Origin of the sequence: Pseudoalteromonas sp. CO348, assembly GCF_004208845.1 — a bacterium.
Lineage (GTDB): Bacteria > Pseudomonadota > Gammaproteobacteria > Enterobacterales > Alteromonadaceae > Pseudoalteromonas > Pseudoalteromonas maricaloris.
The window spans coordinates 1-18,747 of the sequence record NZ_SGPI01000019.1; the positions used below are offsets into that span (position 1 = coordinate 1).

Here is an 18,747-nt window from a genome sequence, read left to right on the forward strand (position 1 = left end):
GTGGATGCGCATTATAGGGAGATCCGATTTTAGTGCAACCCCTTTTTTCATTAAAACTTATAAAAAAGGTTCGTTCGAACAAAAAACAAACGAAACATACCAAAGCAGTATGTTTTTTACTCAGGAAAACCGAATTGAGGTCACGCGAGCCTACATAAACTTTAAGCATCACAGTGGAACAACTAAAACAAATGGCGTTATATAGCATCTGTTAGCATATCAACTTGTCTACTTACATATAGAAATCGAAACAAAGCCAGGTCAACTCTGCTTTATGTAGAGGAGGTGTACGTAAATTATGTGGAAGTGAAAATGCAAAGCCACTAAGAAGCAGTAAGTCTCTCCAATAAGCAGGGCTAGATACCTAAATGATACCTTTTATCGAAAATATGAAGATAGGTGCGTTTATAAAGGTATTGAATACTAACTTTCGATTCTTCTTATTATTGGCTAGTAGCTATAGTAATGATTCTGGGATCTAAAGAAACAATGTTTAAGTAAAAGAAGATGTGGATAAATCAGTAACAGTGGCGTTTTTGTATAATAAAAATGGTAAATAAGAAATATATCAAGAATAAGGAGAATATGCGATATGGAGGCGGAACCCGGAGTCGAACCGAGGTAGACGGATTTGCAATCCGCTGCATGGCCACTCTGCCATTCCGCCATGAAGAATATTGGAGCGAGTAACGAGGTTCGAACTCGTGACCTCGACCTTGGCAAGGTCGCGCTCTACCAGCTGAGCTATACTCGCATTCCATTTTTCACACTGGTAAATTTGATATGTGAAAAATAAATGGTGCCCGGGGCCGGACTTGAACCGGCACGCTGTTACCAGCGAGGGATTTTAAATCCCTTGTGTCTACCAATTCCACCACCCGGGCATCGGGTGTGAAAGCAAAAATTGGAGCGAGTAACGAGGTTCGAACTCGTGACCTCGACCTTGGCAAGGTCGCGCTCTACCAGCTGAGCTATACTCGCGTTCCATTTTGTACATAAAAACCATGTAGATTTGTTACATACAAATCCCGATATAAATGGTGCCCGGGGCCGGACTTGAACCGGCACGCTGTTACCAGCGAGGGATTTTAAATCCCTTGTGTCTACCAATTCCACCACCCGGGCATCGGGCTTGCTTTCGCATGTGGATATGTTGAGAAATGGAGGCGGAACCCGGAGTCGAACCGAGGTAGACGGATTTGCAATCCGCTGCATGGCCACTCTGCCATTCCGCCGCAAATTTGGAGCGAGTAACGAGGTTCGAACTCGTGACCTCGACCTTGGCAAGGTCGCGCTCTACCAGCTGAGCTATACTCGCGTTCCATTATTTAAATCTACTTATTTACTAAGCTTCTTTAAACTTTAACTTGCTAGGTGATGCTATCTAAATTTCATTTAGATGACATACTGCCCTCTCAACACGGACGCATTCTACAGAAGTTCTGGAACGCGTCAACATAAAAAATGAATGTTTTGAATCGTTTGCTCAAAATTTATCTAAACCGCTGGGTTTATAATCATTTCAAGTCAAGAATTAGTCAATTCTCCTTTTGCAGCATAGAGATACTGGATCATAGAAACTAATGTTAGCAATGTCGCGATAGCTAAAAGTGCGTAACTTAGCATTGTCATCCAATCTGATAATTGCCAAATCAAACCTATAATAGCTAACATCTGTGCAGCTGTTTTGAATTTGCCCAGCCAAGATACTGCAACACTACCTCTTTTACCTTGTTCAGCCATCCATTCACGAAGCGCAGAAATAACTATTTCTCTACTAATAATGACAACAGCAGAAATAGTAATGAAATAATTATCATAATGTGTAGCAAGTATCACTAAAGCAACACTGACCATCACCTTGTCGGCAACAGGATCTAAAAAAGCACCAAATGGTGTTGACTGTTCCAACTTACGCGCAAGATAGCCATCGAGGATATCGGTAACGGAAGCTAACCAAAAAATAAAAGCGGCGGCAAAAAACGCCCATGAATAAGGAAGATAAAAAACGACTGCAAACACGGGAATGAGTAGCAATCTAAATGTTGTGAGCGTATTTGGAATATTCCACATAACTACTTGGTATTGTCTTTTTTTCTATGTTCGCATGATTGCTTAAGCTTTGTCATGCAAATGATTAAATATCTTTTCAGCCATTTCAGGGCTGATCCCAGGAACTTGCTTTAATTGATGTATATTTGCAGATTTAACTCCCTGCATGCCTCCTAAAAACTTAAGTAGTGCCTGACGTCTTTTCTGACCTACGCCTTCAATCTCTTCAAGCACAGATTGCGTTCTTTGTTTTTGTCTTTTATTACGATGCCCTGCAATTGCAAAGCGATGTGATTCGTCGCGGATATGCTGGATAAGGTGTAATGCAGGTGAATCACTTTCGACATTCACTGTTTTACGACCACCATCTATTAGCAATGTTTCTAATCCTGGCTTTCGGCTTGTGCCTTTTGCAACCCCTATCAGTATCGGCATTTTATTGAGTTGCCAATCAGCGAAGAAAGATTCCGCCCTACCTAACTGCCCCTTACCACCATCAATAAAGATAATATCGGGTACTTTCGCTTCATCCGACATTTTGCCGTAGCGCTTATTTAATGCAAAATCCATCGCTGCGTAATCATCCCCTGGGGTGATCCCTGTGACGTTATATCTGCGATACTCTCTATTGTTTGGCCCTTGACCATCAAATACAACACACGATGCGACCGTGTTTTCTCCCATGGTATGGCTGATATCAAAACACTCCATTCTTTGAATGTCTGACAGCCCTAGCACTGCTTTTAGTTTGGCATATCGTTTGGTGATTGAGTCTTGTGCACTTTGTTTAACTTCAATACTGTTTTGCGCATTTTTATTTGCTAATGCAAGATATTGGGCTCGTTCCCCACGAACGTTACATTTGAAATTAACTTTGCGCTTCGAAACTTGAGTCAGTGCTGCTTCTAATGCACTTCCTTCTTCTATTTCGAATGGCAATACAATTTCTTTAGCAATTCTAGAGTGGTTACCCGTTGAAATATAATACTGCCCGATGAAAGAAGTTAGCACTTCATCTGCGCCAGAATCTTTTGGTACTTTTGGAAAATGTGTTTTCGTCCCAAGTACCTTATGCTCCCTTATCATCAGTACATGAATGGCCACTAAACCGTTCTTCTGCTCATAACCGATGACATCAAGCTCTGCAAAGTTTCCTGCAATGGACTGCTGCTCTTGCATTTGCCTTAATAAAGCAATTTGATCTCTATGTTTTGCTGCTTTCTCAAAGTCCAAAGACATACTGGCGGTTTCCATTCGTTCCACCAGTGCTGAGATTACGTCCTGAGAGCGTCCCGTCAAAAACTGTCGAACCATGGCTACTTGTTCTTGGTATTCTTCGTCGCTTACTTTGCCAACGCATGGTCCTGAACATCTTTTTAACTGATACTGCAAACAAGGTCGGCTGCGTGCGCGGTAATACGCATCTTCGCATTGCCTAACCGGGAAGATCTTCTGCATTAACCTCAGACTTTCCGATACCGCAGCACTGCTAGGAAAAGGACCAAAATATTCGCCTTTTTGTTTTCTACTACCACGATGAAATGCAAGTCTTGGATGTTGATGGGCGCTCAAGAAAATATACGGATAACTTTTATCATCTCTTAAGAGGATGTTATATCGTGGTTGGTATTTCTTAATTAAGTTATTTTCTAAAAGCAGCGCTTCGGTTTCGGTATTCGTTAGCGTTACTTCAATATGGTCAATATTACTGACCAATACTCGCGTTTTACTATCTGTGATATTTGAACGGAAGTAGCTAGAAACTCGTTTTTTGAGGTTTTTTGCTTTACCAACATAGATAACCTGGTCGTCCACATCGTACATGCGGTACACACCAGGTTCTGTTGTTAATGTCTTAAGGAAAGGTTTGTAATCAAATTCAGTCATTTAAAAAGAACTTAATGACTGCTATCTATATCGATCATTTTATGGCGAATCGCCAAGTGGGTTAATTCCACATCACCACTCACATTGAGCTTTTCAAACATGCGATAGCGATAACTATTTACCGTCTTAGAGCTCAGGTTCAAGCGATCTGCAATATTTTGTGCTTTCTCACCTTTGGTGATCATGAGCATGATCTGCAATTCTCTTTCCGATAGCGATTGGAAAGGGTTTTCGTCATTGCGGCCACTAAATTGCGCAAGGGCAATTTGCTGAGCAATTTCTGGCGCAATATAACGCTGACCAGCATTAACTGCACGTATTGCATTGATCATTTCATCAGGGCCAGCACCTTTTGTTAGGTAACCATGCGCACCAATTTGCATTACCTTGCTTGGGAAAGGATCTTCACAATGCACGGTAAGCACAATAACTTTTACATCTGGACAGTAACGGCAAATCTTTTTGGTCGCTTCCAATCCACCAATACCAGGCATGTTCATGTCCATTAGCACAATGTCAGGCTCACTTTGGCGACAAAAGGTTACGGCTTCCTCACCGGTTTTGGCTTCTCCTACCACTTTAAAGCCACGCACATCATCTAAAATGCGTTTTATGCCAGTCCTGACAAGTTCATGATCATCAACTAAAAGCACATTAATCAATGGCACACCCTCTACATATATATTGGTAAAAGGAGCGAAGCAACCAACAGCCCCGCTTCCAGATGTTTGAGATTACCACATATTTTTTAAAAGCATAACGATAGAAACGAGAGAAAAATACAATTTTGATGTGAATTAACTAAATAGTTAATTAATGAAAGAGGCAGTTTGATTATAATTTCACCGCTTTGTGATTTTAAAGGCAGTCGCTATAGCATTTAGCCATAGCGACTTATAGTAGATTTATTTTTATATGACTCAGCTTTGCTTCGAAAATTTATCGACCCAAAGTGCAATCACACCGTCACCGGTTACGTTACATGCCGTGCCAAAACTGTCTTGCGCTAAATATAAAGCAATCATCAATGCCACTGCGCCTTCATTAAAACCAAGCATACTGGTCAATAGTCCAAGCGCAGACATAACCGCGCCACCCGGCGCACCAGGAGCCGCAATCATTACGACACCAAGCATAAAGATGAATGGCAACATTTCCGACAATGACGGTACAACCATCTCAGGAGAAAGCAGCATCACAGCCATTGCACAAGTCACTATGGTAATAGTCGACCCTGACAAATGGATGGTGGCACAAAGTGGTACGGTAAAATTGGCAACCTCTTCGTTAACATTATTAGATTTACTTGCGCGAAGAGACACTGGAATAGTTGCCGCGCTCGACATAGTGCCAATAGCGGTAAAATACGCAGGTAGCATATTTTTGATTAATTCCAGTGGATTTCTACCAAGTAGCAGGCCGCTCACCACAAACAAAGTGCTTAGCCATAGCCAATGCATAATAATCGCGGCAAGCAATACTACGCCAAACGTACTCAGGGTGTCGAATACCGTACCAGCTACTGCCATTTCAGCAAAAACGCCTGCGATGTAAAGCGGTAATACTGGAATAATAACTTTCGCAAGCAGTGCATCTACCACATCTCTCGCTTCGTCAGTGACACCTTTAAGTTTTGCTAAGCCACACTGGCTCATCCCAATACCAAAGATAAATGCCGTTGCAAGTGCCGTCATCACTCCCATCAGCGGAGGGATCTCAATATTAATAAAGCTATTAAGATGAGACTCTTCCACAGCTTGATAAGCAACGCCCCCGTCAAAGAATGGGATGAAAGCATTAACTAATAAAAATGCTAATGTGCCAGCAATAACGGTTGACCCATAAGCAAAGCCGACTGTCTTACCAAGTAAGTGGCCCGATCCCTTTGGTAAACCTGCTATACCTGAAGCAATAAAAAGCAGGATTATCAGAGGAATAGTAAAGCTGATAAGTTGCCCTATGATCACCTTGAAGGTGTATAAGAGCTCAACTAACACAGTCGGCAAGTACAGACCCGCCAACATACCAGCGACGATACCCGCCACTAGCTTCAATATAAGAGACATAATTACTTCCTAGCAGATTTTCAAAGGCGTTGTTGTAACATGTTTTTGACCATCTTTGCTATTAATTCGATGGAGATAAATAGATTTGTACATTTTATGTATACATATTCGCCACCTAACGTAAATAATTGCAACTTGACGAAAATAAATTGTTTCAGCTCATTGCATATTATCTAATACTGGAAAAAGTCTCTGTAAAATAATTAAATTCATGCTTAAAGCTGTAACCTACTCTTTTGTCGCGCTTAGTCTATCTAGCCAAACATGGGCACTAGACCCAAATAAAATCCCATTTATCGACAGTTCTGCAAAAATTGATGGTGTACTTGAAGCCGATATTTGGCAACGTGCATTAGAAATAGATATCAACAACATCACTTGGCCATACGAGAACCAATCAAGTCCAGTACAAACTAAGGCCTACGTATATGAAAATGGTCAATCTTTGTTTATTGCTTTTGATGCAAAGGATCCTAATCCTGAGTTGATCCGCGCATTTTATCGTGACCGTGACCGCGCCTGGGAAGATGATCTTGTCGGCATTAAAATTGATTCATTTAACAATGCCCAAAGCGCTTACCAGTTTTTCATCAATCCACTAGGTGTACAACAAGACTCAATTGAAAACGAACTCACTAAAAGTGAGAATGGTTCTTGGAATGGGATCTGGGATAGCGTCGGAAAGATAAACAAAGACGGTTATGTTGTTGAAGTTGAAATCCCACTCCGTGTATTAAATTTTAACGACTCCCTCGAGAGCAAAACCATGGCTTTAGAGTTTCTGCGTTTTTATCCAAGAAATGAAAGGTTGCGCATCTCCAGCATGCAATTGCGACATGCAAACTCTTGCTGGATCTGTCAGATGCCAAAATATCAAGGATTTGCTAAGGCTAAGCAAGGGAGTAACTTTGCCGTTATTCCAACACTAGTCACCAATAGGCGAGAATCTCGCGACATAGATGATGGTATCGCAGAGCCATGGCAAGCCGACAATAATGTCGAGCCGGGTTTAGACGTCAAGTGGGCTATCACACCAGATATGACGCTAAACGCAACATTAAACCCTGATTTCTCACAAGTTGAAGCTGACACGGGACAATTGAGCGTTAACAATAGCTTTAGCCTATTTTTCCCTGAAAAACGGGCGTTCTTTTTAGATAATTCCGATTACTTTTCTTCTCACCTTAACCTTATTCATACTCGGAACATTTCGGCTCCCGATTATGGCATCAAGCTTACCGGTAATAAAAACGGTCACACTTTTGCAGGATTTATTGCCAACGATGAAAGACTCAATGTCGTTGTTCCCGGAAATCTGGGCTCGAGCGTTGTCTCATTAGAGAGAAAAAGCCAAAACATGGCACTGAGATATCGTCATGACCTAAACAAAACCTTGTCAGTAGGCGTGACATCGACAACTAGGCAAAGCGACGACTATCGCAACCAAGTTGCGAGTATAGACGCCAAATACAAGCCAACAGATAACGATACCTTACAGGTGCAGCTAATTGGCTCAGATACAGACTATGATAGCGCTTTTGCTGAAGCGTTATGTGATAGTACGCTCGCGGAGTGCGACCTAAACGAAAGTGTACTCAGAGTGATTGACGAAGATGACCGTGGTGCTGGCTATTACGTTAATTATGAGCATAATCGCAAGCATTGGAAGGCATTTACCAGCTATCAAGCTCGCGATGCAGCACTTAGAACCGATATGGGCTTTATCACTCAGGTCGACTTTAATAAATTTCTTTTTGGCGGAGAGTACCGTTGGTATGGCGATGACAACAACTGGTGGAACCGTGCACGTTGGTACGCCGACTGGGATATTTCCCACAACGAGCAAGGCGAGTTATTAGAAAAAGAGGTGCAAACCAACTTTGCAGTTGACGGCCCATTGCAAAGCTTTCTTGATTTTGGTGTTGAACATAGAAAACGCACTGGACTGCGACATGATGAAACCCGTTTAGCGATTGACGGCAATACCGATCTATTTACCGAGAATTCACAGTGGACCTATATGGAGTTCAAGCCAATGGCCGGTGTTTTCGCAGGCTTAAACTTAAGTAAAGGAAACCGCGTTGACCTTGCAAACAACCGTCTTGGTGATTTGTATTTCGCCCGTCCGGTTATTAACGTCAATCTTGGCAAACATTTTGAAGTTAGATTGCGCCATACATTTGAAAAAATGAAAGCGAATGGCGCGGAAGTTTATACCGCAAATCTGAGCGATATACGCCTGACTTACCAATTTAACATTAATAGCTATCTGAGATTGGCAATCATCAACACGGATATTTCGAGAAACCAGAGCAATTATAATGACGATGTTGATGCTACTTATAAAAGTATCAGCACCCAACTGCTCTATTCCTACAAACTAAACCCACAAACCGTTTTCTTTGCAGGCTATTCCGATCATGGTTATCAAGACGATGATTTGTCAAAGATAACTAAAGACGAAAAGACGGTATTTATGAAGTTCAGTTATGCCTGGTTGATTTAAATATCAAACTTTAAATAACTATTGGCTATAAGCAAATTTGATATATCTTATAGCCAATCTTTCCTTTCGTTTTGCGAAATGCGCAGTAAAGTGATGGAATACAAGCAAACCTAGATTAGGGAACACAAATGACTAAAGTATATGCAGATAACAGTCTAACTATCGGTAATACACCGTTGGTTAAAATCAATCGCGTTTCTGGCGGCAATGTTTACGCAAAAGTGGAAGCGCGTAACCCAAGCTTCAGCGTTAAATGCCGTATTGGTGCGTCTATGATCTGGGAAGCTGAAAAAGCGGGCCTTCTTAGCGAAGGTAAAGAACTTATTGAACCAACTTCAGGTAACACGGGTATTGCATTGGCTTTCGTTGCTGCTTCTCGCGGTTATAAATTGACACTTACTATGCCAAATACGATGAGCCTTGAGCGTCGTAAACTACTTAAAGCACTTGGCGCAAATTTAGTGCTGACAGAAGGCGCCAAGGGCATGAAAGGCGCGATTGAAAAAGCAAATGAAATCCAAGCAAGTAACCCTGAAAAATACGTGTTACTGCAACAGTTTGAAAATCCAGCAAACCCGAAGATCCACTTTGAAACAACGGGTCCAGAAATTTTTGATGCACTTGAAGGTAATATCGATTACTTCGTTGCGGGCGTTGGTACGGGTGGCACGATCACCGGTGTTTCACGCTATCTGAAAAATGAAAAAGGCCTAAATGTTAAGTCAATCGCTGTTGAGCCAGTTGACTCACCAGTTATCACGCAAACCCTTGCGGGCGACGAAGTAAAACCAGGTCCACACAAAATTCAAGGGATTGGCGCTGGCTTTATTCCGGGCAACCTAGATCTTGAGCTTATTGATGGCGTTGAGTTGGTGTCGAATGAAGATGCAATTGCAATGGCACACCAGCTGATGAAAGACGAAGGTATTTTAGTAGGTATTTCTTCAGGCGCAGCCCTAGTTGCCGCAAAGCGTATTGCCGAGCAACCTGAAAATGCTGATAAAAACATCGTGGTTATTTTGCCAAGCGCTGCAGAGCGTTACCTAACTAGCCCACTCTTTGCAGACACATTCTCTGAACAAGAATTAGTGCAGTAAGAGTAGAGCTTCATATTCTAGATTACCAAGGGGCATCACTGCCCCTTTGTTTTTTATATTATTCCTTTTAATTTCACTTCCTTTCACTACACTTTATCTATTCGCTACGCTTTTTTGACTTCGATGATTGTAAAGACCTTATTACTCATGTTTTTTCTCATGTTTAGTAGTTTCATCTATGGGGAGAATTTAAACGTTGCCTACTTTAAGGGTGGAGAATTTCGCCTTGTTGCTGGAGAAAAGTATCAAGGGGGCTATCTATACAATAAGAAAGGCAAAAATGCCTTCATTCATATTGTGACATTAGATTGGCCACCTTATATCGGTGCAAACCTTTGCAATAAAGGCTGGGCCTTTCAGTTTGCCGTCGCACTGCTTACAGACTTAGATTATCAAGTGTATGTTGAATTTTTGCCTTGGGCTCGTGCCGTAAGGGCCGCGGAAACGGGAAAAGCCGATATATTATTCCCTGAATACTATATAGAGGATTCAGCACCGTCTGACAATCACAAGAATAAGACCCGCAGAGAGCTACTTGCTTTATCTAATGCCTTTCCTGGTGGTGAAATCGGCTTTTTGAAACGAAGAGGTGAAGAAGACCGCTTTGATGGCAATCTAAACTCAGTTAAGAATGAGCTCATTGGTGTCGTGAGGGGCTATCAGAATACCCCTGAGTTTGATGCTATGATGGATAATGGTGAATTTGTTACTGTAGAGGCCGTAAATGATTTACAGCTGGTGAAGTTACTCGTCGGTAAACGCGTAAATTTAGTAATAGGCGATCCAAAAGTGCTGCGCTTTACGGTCAATTATTCAGACTTACCTAGAGCTGAGAAAATTGAATTACTGAGAAACATTGAAAACGTGACGCCACCTATAAAGTACAATCACCTCTACTTTGCGCTTAGCAAGCAAAAGCCACATTGGCGTGAATTGCTCAAAGATATTAATCGCAATCTCTATCAATTTGAGAACAGTGGTGAAACGCAAAGAATGATCGAAATGGTCAGTAACGAGTGTTATTGACCTCTACACAGAACTTAACGCCTAAGCATCGCGGTTTGTTCAATGCCTCAGCTTAAACACACCGCATTTTTAGCTAAAATACGCTTAGGCAAAGCGCTTTAGTTAATTCCTAAATACTTGTGCACTTGAACTGATAAGCGCCAATTTTTCGCTTTGCAATTGTCTATTGCAAGCTTAGTGGCCTTGGCTTTTTGGCTGATTGGCTGAAGATACACTAGCTTTGGTTCAACCCCAGTTTGTGCAAATAACACCTCTAATTCCTCAATATGCTTTTGCATCGCGACGGGGTGCTTTATCTCATCGGCACGAGCCATTGCACTTGGAAGTACTTTGTAACCCCCACGCATATTAATTTTTGGCGACACGGTAACCCAAGTTTCAGCTGGCGCGAGGATCTCAAATGTGCCACTGGTTTCAATCTGTGTGCTGTACCCTTTACTATGCAATGACTCGCATAATGGGCGAAGATCAAACATACAAGGTTCACCACCGGTGATCACCACATGTTTGGCTTGGTAGCCTCGCGCCTCGAAAATCGCCAAGATCTCGTCAGCACTCGCGTTCGCCCACCACTCTGAGTCAGCCTTTTTTTCTACAGTGTTATCCAATGAAACAATAAAAGTGTCGTTGGTTTCCCAGGTTTGTTTGGTATCACACCAAGCACAACCAACTGGACAGCCCTGCAAACGTAAAAAGATTGAAGGCGTACCAGTGAAGCTTGCTTCACCCTGAATTGTTTCAAATATTTCGTTAACCTTGTACAAAATGGCCCCGTGTTTAAGATAAAGTTGTCGAAAAATACCGCGAGAAAATTGTCATTTCTCCAGCGGCCGTGTAGTATATCGCGCCCTGAAGTAAACCTCTATCAAAATCGAGGCAAATCACCTATGAGCGAAAAAGTTGTCGTAATCTATTCCGGCGGAATGGACTCTTACACTGTACTAAACAAGGCTGTCCGCGAGGGCCATGAGGTTTATGCACTGTCTTTTAACTATGGCCAGCGACATGTAAAAGAGTTACAAGTTGCCGCTGACGTATGTGCAAAACTCGGCGTTGCTCATAAGGTCGTTGATATCTCTGCTATCAATCAATTATTGTCAGGCTCTAGCCTAACAGATGACATCGACGTGCCAGAAGGCCACTATGAAGAAGAGAGCATGAAGAGCACGATAGTGCCTAATCGCAATATGATTTTGCTTTCTCTTGCGGTAGGTTATGCTGTCTCTCTAAAAGCAAATAAGGTATTTTACGGTGCTCACTCTGGCGATCATGCAATTTATCCGGATTGCCGCCCTGAGTTCGTTAAAAAGATGGATGATGTTTGCCGCATTGCGAACTACGACGCCGTTGAAATTGTCAGTCCTTACCTTAACAACTCAAAAATTGATATCCTGACCGACGGTCTAAAAATGGGATTAGATTACGCTGACACTTGGACGTGTTACAACGGCCGCGAAAAAGCATGTGGTAAATGTGGTGCTTGCCAAGAGCGTCTCGAAGCGTTTGAACTAAACCACGCAACAGATCCACTCCCGTACGAATAACAGTATCGAAAAAGGCCTCTGTTGAGGCCTTTTTCATATACTTTTCAAGTCTTCATTTCACCGGAAGCGTCATACCTTCAAATAGCTTGTCGATATCATCTTGATTTCGTAGCAAACTTGCACGCTCTACCACATCTTTTGTGAGATGCGGTGCAAATCGCTCAATAAAATCGTACATGTAGCCTCTTAGGAAGCTTCCTTTTCTGAAACCAATTTTCGTCGTACTTGCTTCGAATAGGTGACTCGCATCGATGCAAACTAAGTCGCTATCAGACTTTTCATCAAGTGCCATTGACGCTAATACGCCAACACCGAGCCCTAATCTTACGTAGGTTTTAATCACATCGGCGTCTGTTGCAGTAAACACGATGTGTGGCTCCAAACCATGAGCATTAAATGCTTTATCCAGTTCTGAGCGGCCAGTAAAGCCAAATACATAGGTGATCAACGGATATTTAGCGACGTCTTGCACCGTCAGTGCACTGCCTTTTTGTGCGAGAGGATGGTCTTTGGCGACCACAATACTGCGATTCCAGTGATAGCAAGGTAGCATGACCAGATCACTGTACAAATGCAGCGCCTCGGTAGCGATAGCAAAGTCAGCATCACCTCGAGCGGCAGCATCAGAGATTTGCTGTGGCGTACCTTGATGCATATGTAAAGAAACCGCAGGGTATTTTTTCATAAACCCTTGGATCACAGGAGGTAACGCGTAACGAGCTTGAGTATGCGTCGTTGCGATGTTCAGTTTACCTTGATCTGGTAAGGTATGTTCATTTGCAACCGCTTTGATCCCTTCCACTTTAGAAAGGATCTCACGAGCAATATTAATAATTTCATTACCCGCGCCCGTAACATGCGTTAAATGCTTACCGCTACGGCCAAAAATTTGTACCCCCAACTCGTCTTCAAGCATACGCACTTGCTTTGAAATACCTGGTTGAGAGGTATATAAACTTTCCGCCGTCGCTGACACATTAAGGTTGTGATTCAACACTTCGACGATATATCTCAATTGTTGTAATTTCATATTGCTTTTATTCTTATGATCTCTTGATGTTGAGCATCAGCCCATAGCAAAACCGCTTTTTGTTAGCGAGTTTAGTGCAAAGCGATAAAAACCGCCTGTTACGACCTTATGTAGGCTAGCACATTTGGTAAAAATGAGGTAGCCAAGAGGTACTAAATATCAGCATTTTCACTGACGCTCAGACAGTCACTTGGCCAAATAGCGAATATTTTGACACGCTTTTGCAAACTCACGTGCTAAATCTGGCGACTATCTTGCACTAAAACTAACCGCTCATTTAGGCATCAGCTATACTAAAAAATAATGAATTCTTTATCTTTTTTACAGGTTATTGTCGTAAACCTGTTCAGAATAGTACGAATTCATGTAAGATTAAAAAATTACACTGGTGGTTACATGAAAGAGATTTCAGTATGTTTGTTTCTATTATAATAATGTTGATTGTTGCACTTATCGTCATAGCAGTTTGGGTAAGCGCGATCCAGCAACATAAAGAGAAACAAGAAGCGGAGAGACGCAAAGAACTTGGTAAGCAAAAACGCGTAATAGAAGAAGCGGAAGACGTCATCATGAATGGCAGCAATATTCCGATGTCTGAAGTCATGATCCGTATCATTCAGCGCCGCGTGCATGACGCTTTAGCCGCAATGGTGGAGTTGTCTCCGACTTCGAAAGAATTAAAAAGTCGCTTACACGAGTCGCAAGAGCGCTTAAATACTCAGCCTGAAAAAACAGCAGACTCAGACTCGATAGCACTTCCTGACAACGACAAGCAAATTATCGCATTAGTTCAAGGCATAAAGAAATTACGCCAACTACTACGCTCAGAGCATAGTAAAGGTAAAGTAGACACTCAACTGTTCGTTAATGAAGACCGTAGGCTGGAGCGATTTCAGCTTAAAATCAATGTTGAAAGCCAGATAAAACGAGGGCTTTCAGCGAGGACCGCAAATATGGTCGGTTCAGCAAGACAATACTTTGAAAAAGCTTACGCTACAATTTGCGCCGTCTCATACAATGATGACTATGTAAAAGAGAAAAAAGCACAGCTGGAAGGTTATTTAGAAGAGATCAGCAGCGAACTTAGAGCGTCCAACGCATCAGCGGTGAAAAAGAAAGCAGAGCAAGAACAAGACGACTTGGACGTCCTGTTTGCACCGAAGAAGAAGTGGTAACACCATCATTTACGTAAAAGGCTGGTCTCCCAGCCGTTTTTATTACAAATGAAGTAAACCCACTTGCTTAACCAAAAGCAAACTTAACGATAAAGAGTACTGTCAGTACCCAAACGCTGATACTGATTTCATTTGCCTTATTACAAGCCAACTTAACTGCCGTATAAGAAATAAAACCCAAAGCAATACCATGTGCGATTGAAAACGTAAGCGGTGTCATCAATAACACAACACTGACAGGAATAGCATCGCTCATCTCATCCCAATTAATCAACTTTAGGTTTTGTAGCATTAATACCGACACATACAGTATCGCGCCTGCCGTCGCATATGCGGGAACCATTTGTGCCAGTGGCGCAAAGAATATCATGAGTAAGAAGCAGATCCCCACGACCACGGCCGTCAACCCTGTGCGACCACCGACAGATACACCTGACACTGATTCGATGTATGAAGTCGTCGTTGAGGTACCGAGCACTGAGCCTGCAATCGTCGCAGTGCTGTCAGCTGACAGTGCCCTACCCAACCTTGGCATGCGACCATGTTCGTCAGATAATCCAGCCTTTTGCGTCACCGCAACCAATGTGCCGCTGGTATCAAATAAATCGACAAATAAAAATGCAAATACCACGCTAAGCATGGAAAGCTCAAAAATTCCGCTCAAATCCAACTGCATATAGGTCGGCGCGATGCTTGGGGGCATATCAACAACCCCATGATAATCTACAAGCCCAAGCCCCCACGCAATACCCGTTACCATTAAAATGCTGATAAGCACGCCACTTTTGACTTCACGGTACATAAGCGCCGCAATAACAAAAAAGCTCGCAATAGCTAATAGCGGGCCGGGAGAAGTGATATCACCAAGTTGTACTAATGTAGCATCGCTTGCGATAACAATTTTCGCGTTCTTTAGCGCGATTAACGCTAAGAATGCGCCAATACCTGCCGCGATCGCACGCTTTAACACGATAGGTATAGCTTGGATCACCCACTCGCGAACTTTGAATACGCTCAAAAATAGAAATAAACAGCCCGACATAAATACCGCGCCTAATGCACTTTGCCATGTATAGCCCATGCCAAGCACAACACCATAGGTAAAAAAGGCGTTTAAGCCCATTCCAGGCGCAAGCGCTAACGGATAGTTTGCCCATAGCCCCATAATAAAACAGCCGATTGCGGCTGCGATACAAGTTGCTACAAAAGCAGCGCCGTGATCCATACCAGCTTCTGCTAGCATTGCAGGGTTTACAAAAACGATGTAAACCATAGTAACGAATGTCGTCAAGCCAGCAATCACCTCAGTTCTTACATTGGTGTGCATAGCTTGCAGTGAAAATAACCGCTCGAGCATAACTAAAATTACAAATTTGAGGAACAAGTGGTTGGATTTTAACACGAATCACTTTAAAACTCGGACAAAATAGTTAAAATTCAGCTACACTCTGCTTATCAACATTATTGCGAATAAAGATATGGATCAAAATAGCACCGACAACTCAGCAAACCATGACTTAGAACAGCAGCTGCTGAATGTGCTTGAATTTGTAACGTCGCCATTAAAAGCGGACGCAAAATTCCCAGATCTTCACGACAATACCCAAGCTTTGAAAAAAGGCCTCTATTACCTTAAAGAAAAATCTTTTCCGCTCGCGGCAAAATGGCTAAGACTGGCGGCGATGTCTGGTGATTTGAAGGCACAGTTTTTTTTAGGTTTGTTGTTTATGAAAGGTCAAGGAGTGCCACCCAGCCCTTTTCATGCAGCCGCTTGGTTAAGTTTGGCCAGCAGCCAAGGGCACAAAGGCGCCGAACAGGTACTACTAGATGTACGCCGCTTCCTTACAACTAAGCGCTTTAGAGATGCACAGTGCTATGCTGCAACACTTTACGAGCAAATCCATCAACTACAGCATATTAGCCAGTAAATTAAATTTGACTCTCCAAAAAAACGTAGGCTAGGCGTAGCTAAGCCTCTCTTAAGTAAACGTACGCTTTCCCTCTGCGACGATCAAAATGATACAGTAGGAAAACTACTGTATAGCAGCTGAGAAAACTTCCAATTGCTTTACTCATACTGAACTTTCGTCAATTAAGCTCTCATTTCAAAAAATCACAACCATTTGTTTTATATTGAAAATTTAAACTAAATAAAAATCAAGCTTGAATATTGATTAAAAAGCTAGCAATTTCCCTTGCATTCACACACTGTATAAACTACTGTATACACATACTGTATAGATAACCAGTGAGACAATTATGTTACACAGCAATACACCTCTACAGCCAAACAATTCGACTTATTACACACTTAACGAAATCAATAATGTTTTCGTTGAAGATGAGATCGTCGCTAGCTTAGAGTTACTTAAAGTTTTACATAAATGTCAGCATAAACAAGGCTGGACGCTACTCGTTGCGCCCGATAATGTACCAAACAAGTCACTACTAGAAAGTGCTTCAGTTGATGCAAGCAAGTTGCTCGTCATTAGGCAAAAGCACATATACGACCTTGAGTATGTACTTAAAAGTGCTATCAGCAATGGTAATTTCGCTGCAGTGGTGATTTGGACTGATATTACATCAGTGCAAACTATCAACAAAATGGAACTGCCGGTATCTGACGTTGCGATCCACTGTTTTCAAAGTGCTTAACCAGCTACAATAACGGGATATAAATTTGTTAAAACAGAAGTTTTTATGTCTTGTTATTGCAATTCATCCCTTCCCTATTCGCAATGTTGTGAGCCGTACCTTAAGGGACAAAAATTCGCAGAGCGTCCACAAATACTCATGCGCTCTCGCTATACTGCATACTGCTTAAAAGATGCAAAGTATATTCATGACACCTACGCCCAGGCTAAACAAGCACAAAATAGTGTCGACGATATTGCTGCATTTGCTAATTACGCACGCTTTATAAAATTAGAAGTGCTAGAAGAAGTAGTAGAAGCTACTCAGGGGATCGTTGAGTTTAAGGCGCACTATATCGCAGAAAACACACACTATATACTCCATGAGCGGTCAAATTTTATTATCGAAGCAGGCAGATGGTATTACTTAGATGGTGAATTGTACGATACGCCTACAACCAAAGTAGGCAGAAATGACCTCTGTCCGTGCGGCAGTAATAAAAAGTACAAAAAGTGCCACGGTAGCTAAAATAACCTGAATTAGAGATTAGATACAAAGCCATAAAAAAGCTTGAAGCAAGCTAAGGATGATTAAAGGCCGTTTAGCTTATACCAGTTGTATTAAGTAAATGATCTATCTTGAAGCGGGGAAATAGCTTTAGTAGCAAGGCAAAAATTTTGCTATTTAGTTGTTCTAAATGAGAAATTTTTAACGAAGCTAATATGCTATTTCACCCTTCAAATTGATTAGAGAATTAATTCAATTGGTATTAGACATGAGGCGCGATAAGCATGGCGTTTTATGTCAGTCTAGTAACGAAGCAAACAGCTGTGAAATGACAAGTTTAATACCAGTTTGTCTTAAATTTACTCAATTTGAAGGAGTAGAAGCAGCTGATGTTGTTACGCCGTCGCGCGTAACATACTCTGCATATCACCCGTTGCAATTTGATCATAAAAACCAGCCGCATCCATCGCCTTATCAGCAACTAAGGCCAGTTTACCCTGCGCGCTCGCCAAACGTCTTTTAACCGCTGGTTCCAAATTTTCTACAACGTCGAGTGGAATATGCTTTTTATCATTTCGTGCGGCAAAAGGTTCTGGATTTAAATTTTCTTGCAATCGCAAGGTTGCCATCGCCCCCATAGATACCAGCTGCGCGTTATGCTGACCAATAAGCATATTGTACTCTTTTGGCGCAAGCGGCTTTTGTGGACCTATTTCAAATTGCTTTTTTAGTATTTCTTCTGAGTTATCTTTTGCGGCAGCTTCAGATTCTGGTAGGTGAAATTGGCTAAAATCTAATGCATCGGTTGATAGCATAGATAACAGCATGGCAAAATCGGCAGAGCGCGTCTCGTGAACACTAATGTTCAATGCGGATCCTAATTGCGACTCACTGATTAAAACGCCATCAATTTGCATGTATTCCAACCGATTATTTTGCTAATTACGAATTTATCGGCCTTTTTCCGAAAAACTTTAGTAGTTTTCTTTACTTCGAAAAAAACTTTGTTATTATCACCGCCGTTGTTTAGGAGGGGTTCCCGAGCGGCCAAAGGGATCAGACTGTAAATCTGACGGCTCAGCCTTCGCTGGTTCGAATCCAGCTCCCTCCACCACTTTCAAATTGTAACGCTTTAAAATGTATGGAGGGGTTCCCGAGCGGCCAAAGGGATCAGACTGTAAATCTGACGGCTCAGCCTTCGCTGGTTCGAATCCAGCTCCCTC

At 42.1% G+C, this 18,747-nt stretch carries 16 protein-coding genes and 8 tRNA genes; 9 read left to right on the forward strand and 15 right to left on the reverse strand.

The features are described from left to right. Nucleotides 1–593: 593 nt before the first annotated feature. The 11 genes from EXT48_RS10065 to EXT48_RS10115 all read right to left on the reverse strand — a co-directional run bounded on the left by EXT48_RS10065 (nucleotide 594) and on the right by EXT48_RS10115 (nucleotide 6,005). Nucleotides 594–667: transfer RNA gene (locus tag EXT48_RS10065), tRNA-Cys, on the reverse strand. 11 nt (nucleotides 668–678) lie between these two features. Next, nucleotides 679–754: transfer RNA gene (locus EXT48_RS10070), tRNA-Gly, on the reverse strand. Between the two features lie 43 nt (nucleotides 755–797). Beyond that, nucleotides 798–884 (reverse strand) — tRNA-Leu (locus tag EXT48_RS10075). Nucleotides 885–905: 21 nt separating this feature from the next. Next, a tRNA-Gly gene (locus tag EXT48_RS10080) sits at nucleotides 906–981 on the reverse strand. Nucleotides 982–1,038: 57 nt separating this feature from the next. Then, nucleotides 1,039–1,125: transfer RNA gene (locus EXT48_RS10085), tRNA-Leu, on the reverse strand. A gap of 36 nt (nucleotides 1,126–1,161) precedes the next feature. Continuing rightward, nucleotides 1,162–1,235: transfer RNA gene (locus EXT48_RS10090), tRNA-Cys, on the reverse strand. Between the two features lie 7 nt (nucleotides 1,236–1,242). After that, nucleotides 1,243–1,318, reverse strand: a tRNA-Gly gene (locus EXT48_RS10095). 209 nt (nucleotides 1,319–1,527) lie between these two features. Beyond that, the gene (pgsA, locus tag EXT48_RS10100) at nucleotides 1,528–2,073 is read right to left on the reverse strand and encodes a CDP-diacylglycerol--glycerol-3-phosphate 3-phosphatidyltransferase (RefSeq protein ID WP_010375584.1); all 546 of its coding nucleotides are present in this window, start codon (nucleotides 2,071–2,073) and stop codon (nucleotides 1,528–1,530) included. A gap of 42 nt (nucleotides 2,074–2,115) precedes the next feature. Further along, complete coding sequence (gene uvrC / locus EXT48_RS10105) at nucleotides 2,116–3,939, reverse strand: excinuclease ABC subunit UvrC (protein WP_130164383.1); 1,824 nt, start codon at nucleotides 3,937–3,939, stop codon at nucleotides 2,116–2,118. 11 nt (nucleotides 3,940–3,950) lie between these two features. Beyond that, nucleotides 3,951–4,601: a UvrY/SirA/GacA family response regulator transcription factor gene (uvrY, locus tag EXT48_RS10110; protein ID WP_010606537.1), complete on the reverse strand. Its 651-nt coding sequence runs from the start codon at nucleotides 4,599–4,601 to the stop codon at nucleotides 3,951–3,953. Between the two features lie 258 nt (nucleotides 4,602–4,859). Further along, a complete protein-coding gene (locus EXT48_RS10115) occupies nucleotides 4,860–6,005 on the reverse strand; it encodes a dicarboxylate/amino acid:cation symporter (RefSeq protein WP_130164384.1) in 1,146 nt (381 codons plus the stop codon). Between the two features lie 211 nt (nucleotides 6,006–6,216). On the opposite strand from EXT48_RS10115, the gene EXT48_RS10120 reads away from it, so the two are divergent. The 3 genes from EXT48_RS10120 (at nucleotide 6,217) to EXT48_RS10130 (ending at nucleotide 10,634) form a co-directional block, all read left to right on the forward strand. Further along, a complete protein-coding gene (locus tag EXT48_RS10120; RefSeq protein WP_130164385.1) occupies nucleotides 6,217–8,511 on the forward strand; it encodes a carbohydrate binding family 9 domain-containing protein in 2,295 nt (764 codons plus the stop codon). A 128-nt stretch (nucleotides 8,512–8,639) separates the two neighbouring features. Then, complete coding sequence (gene cysK, locus EXT48_RS10125) at nucleotides 8,640–9,608, forward strand: cysteine synthase A (protein ID WP_010375573.1); 969 nt, start codon at nucleotides 8,640–8,642, stop codon at nucleotides 9,606–9,608. A 159-nt stretch (nucleotides 9,609–9,767) separates the two neighbouring features. Then, a complete protein-coding gene (locus tag EXT48_RS10130; protein WP_017218900.1) occupies nucleotides 9,768–10,634 on the forward strand; it encodes an ABC transporter substrate-binding protein in 867 nt (288 codons plus the stop codon). A gap of 98 nt (nucleotides 10,635–10,732) precedes the next feature. Here EXT48_RS10130 and queE read toward each other — a convergent pair whose 3' ends face one another. Next, nucleotides 10,733–11,398, reverse strand: a complete 666-nt coding sequence (queE, locus tag EXT48_RS10135; protein ID WP_130164386.1) for a 7-carboxy-7-deazaguanine synthase QueE — start codon at nucleotides 11,396–11,398, stop codon at nucleotides 10,733–10,735. Between the two features lie 123 nt (nucleotides 11,399–11,521). Here queE and queC point away from each other — a divergent pair, with 123 nt between their 5' ends. Continuing rightward, on the forward strand, nucleotides 11,522–12,178 hold the full coding sequence (gene queC, locus EXT48_RS10140; protein ID WP_010375567.1) for a 7-cyano-7-deazaguanine synthase QueC: 657 nt from the start codon (nucleotides 11,522–11,524) through the stop codon (nucleotides 12,176–12,178). Nucleotides 12,179–12,230: 52 nt separating this feature from the next. Here the strand turns inward: queC and cysB are convergent, their stop codons facing one another. Next, the gene (gene cysB, locus EXT48_RS10145; protein ID WP_010375565.1) at nucleotides 12,231–13,208 is read right to left on the reverse strand and encodes an HTH-type transcriptional regulator CysB; all 978 of its coding nucleotides are present in this window, start codon (nucleotides 13,206–13,208) and stop codon (nucleotides 12,231–12,233) included. Nucleotides 13,209–13,621: 413 nt separating this feature from the next. On the opposite strand from cysB, the gene EXT48_RS10150 reads away from it, so the two are divergent. Beyond that, the gene (locus EXT48_RS10150) at nucleotides 13,622–14,383 is read left to right on the forward strand and encodes a hypothetical protein (protein WP_130164387.1); all 762 of its coding nucleotides are present in this window, start codon (nucleotides 13,622–13,624) and stop codon (nucleotides 14,381–14,383) included. Between the two features lie 67 nt (nucleotides 14,384–14,450). On the opposite strand, the gene EXT48_RS10155 is transcribed toward EXT48_RS10150, so the two are convergent. Beyond that, on the reverse strand, nucleotides 14,451–15,740 hold the full coding sequence (locus EXT48_RS10155; RefSeq protein ID WP_045987891.1) for an NCS2 family permease: 1,290 nt from the start codon (nucleotides 15,738–15,740) through the stop codon (nucleotides 14,451–14,453). A 121-nt stretch (nucleotides 15,741–15,861) separates the two neighbouring features. Between EXT48_RS10155 and EXT48_RS10160 the strand changes: the two genes are divergently transcribed. From EXT48_RS10160 to EXT48_RS10170, 3 genes are all read left to right on the forward strand, one after another. Further along, nucleotides 15,862–16,311: a tetratricopeptide repeat protein gene (locus EXT48_RS10160; protein ID WP_010375560.1), complete on the forward strand. Its 450-nt coding sequence runs from the start codon at nucleotides 15,862–15,864 to the stop codon at nucleotides 16,309–16,311. Between the two features lie 331 nt (nucleotides 16,312–16,642). Next, a complete protein-coding gene (locus EXT48_RS10165; protein ID WP_130164388.1) occupies nucleotides 16,643–17,038 on the forward strand; it encodes a SulA-like leucine-rich domain-containing protein in 396 nt (131 codons plus the stop codon). Between the two features lie 45 nt (nucleotides 17,039–17,083). Next, the gene (locus EXT48_RS10170) at nucleotides 17,084–17,545 is read left to right on the forward strand and encodes a YchJ family protein (protein WP_130164389.1); all 462 of its coding nucleotides are present in this window, start codon (nucleotides 17,084–17,086) and stop codon (nucleotides 17,543–17,545) included. 374 nt (nucleotides 17,546–17,919) lie between these two features. Here EXT48_RS10170 and EXT48_RS10175 read toward each other — a convergent pair whose 3' ends face one another. Continuing rightward, entirely contained in the window at nucleotides 17,920–18,441 is a 522-nt protein-coding gene (locus tag EXT48_RS10175; RefSeq protein ID WP_130164390.1) for a VC2046/SO_2500 family protein, read from the reverse strand. 112 nt (nucleotides 18,442–18,553) lie between these two features. On the opposite strand from EXT48_RS10175, the gene EXT48_RS10180 reads away from it, so the two are divergent. Next, a tRNA-Tyr gene (locus EXT48_RS10180) sits at nucleotides 18,554–18,638 on the forward strand. Nucleotides 18,639–18,747 lie beyond the last annotated feature (109 nt).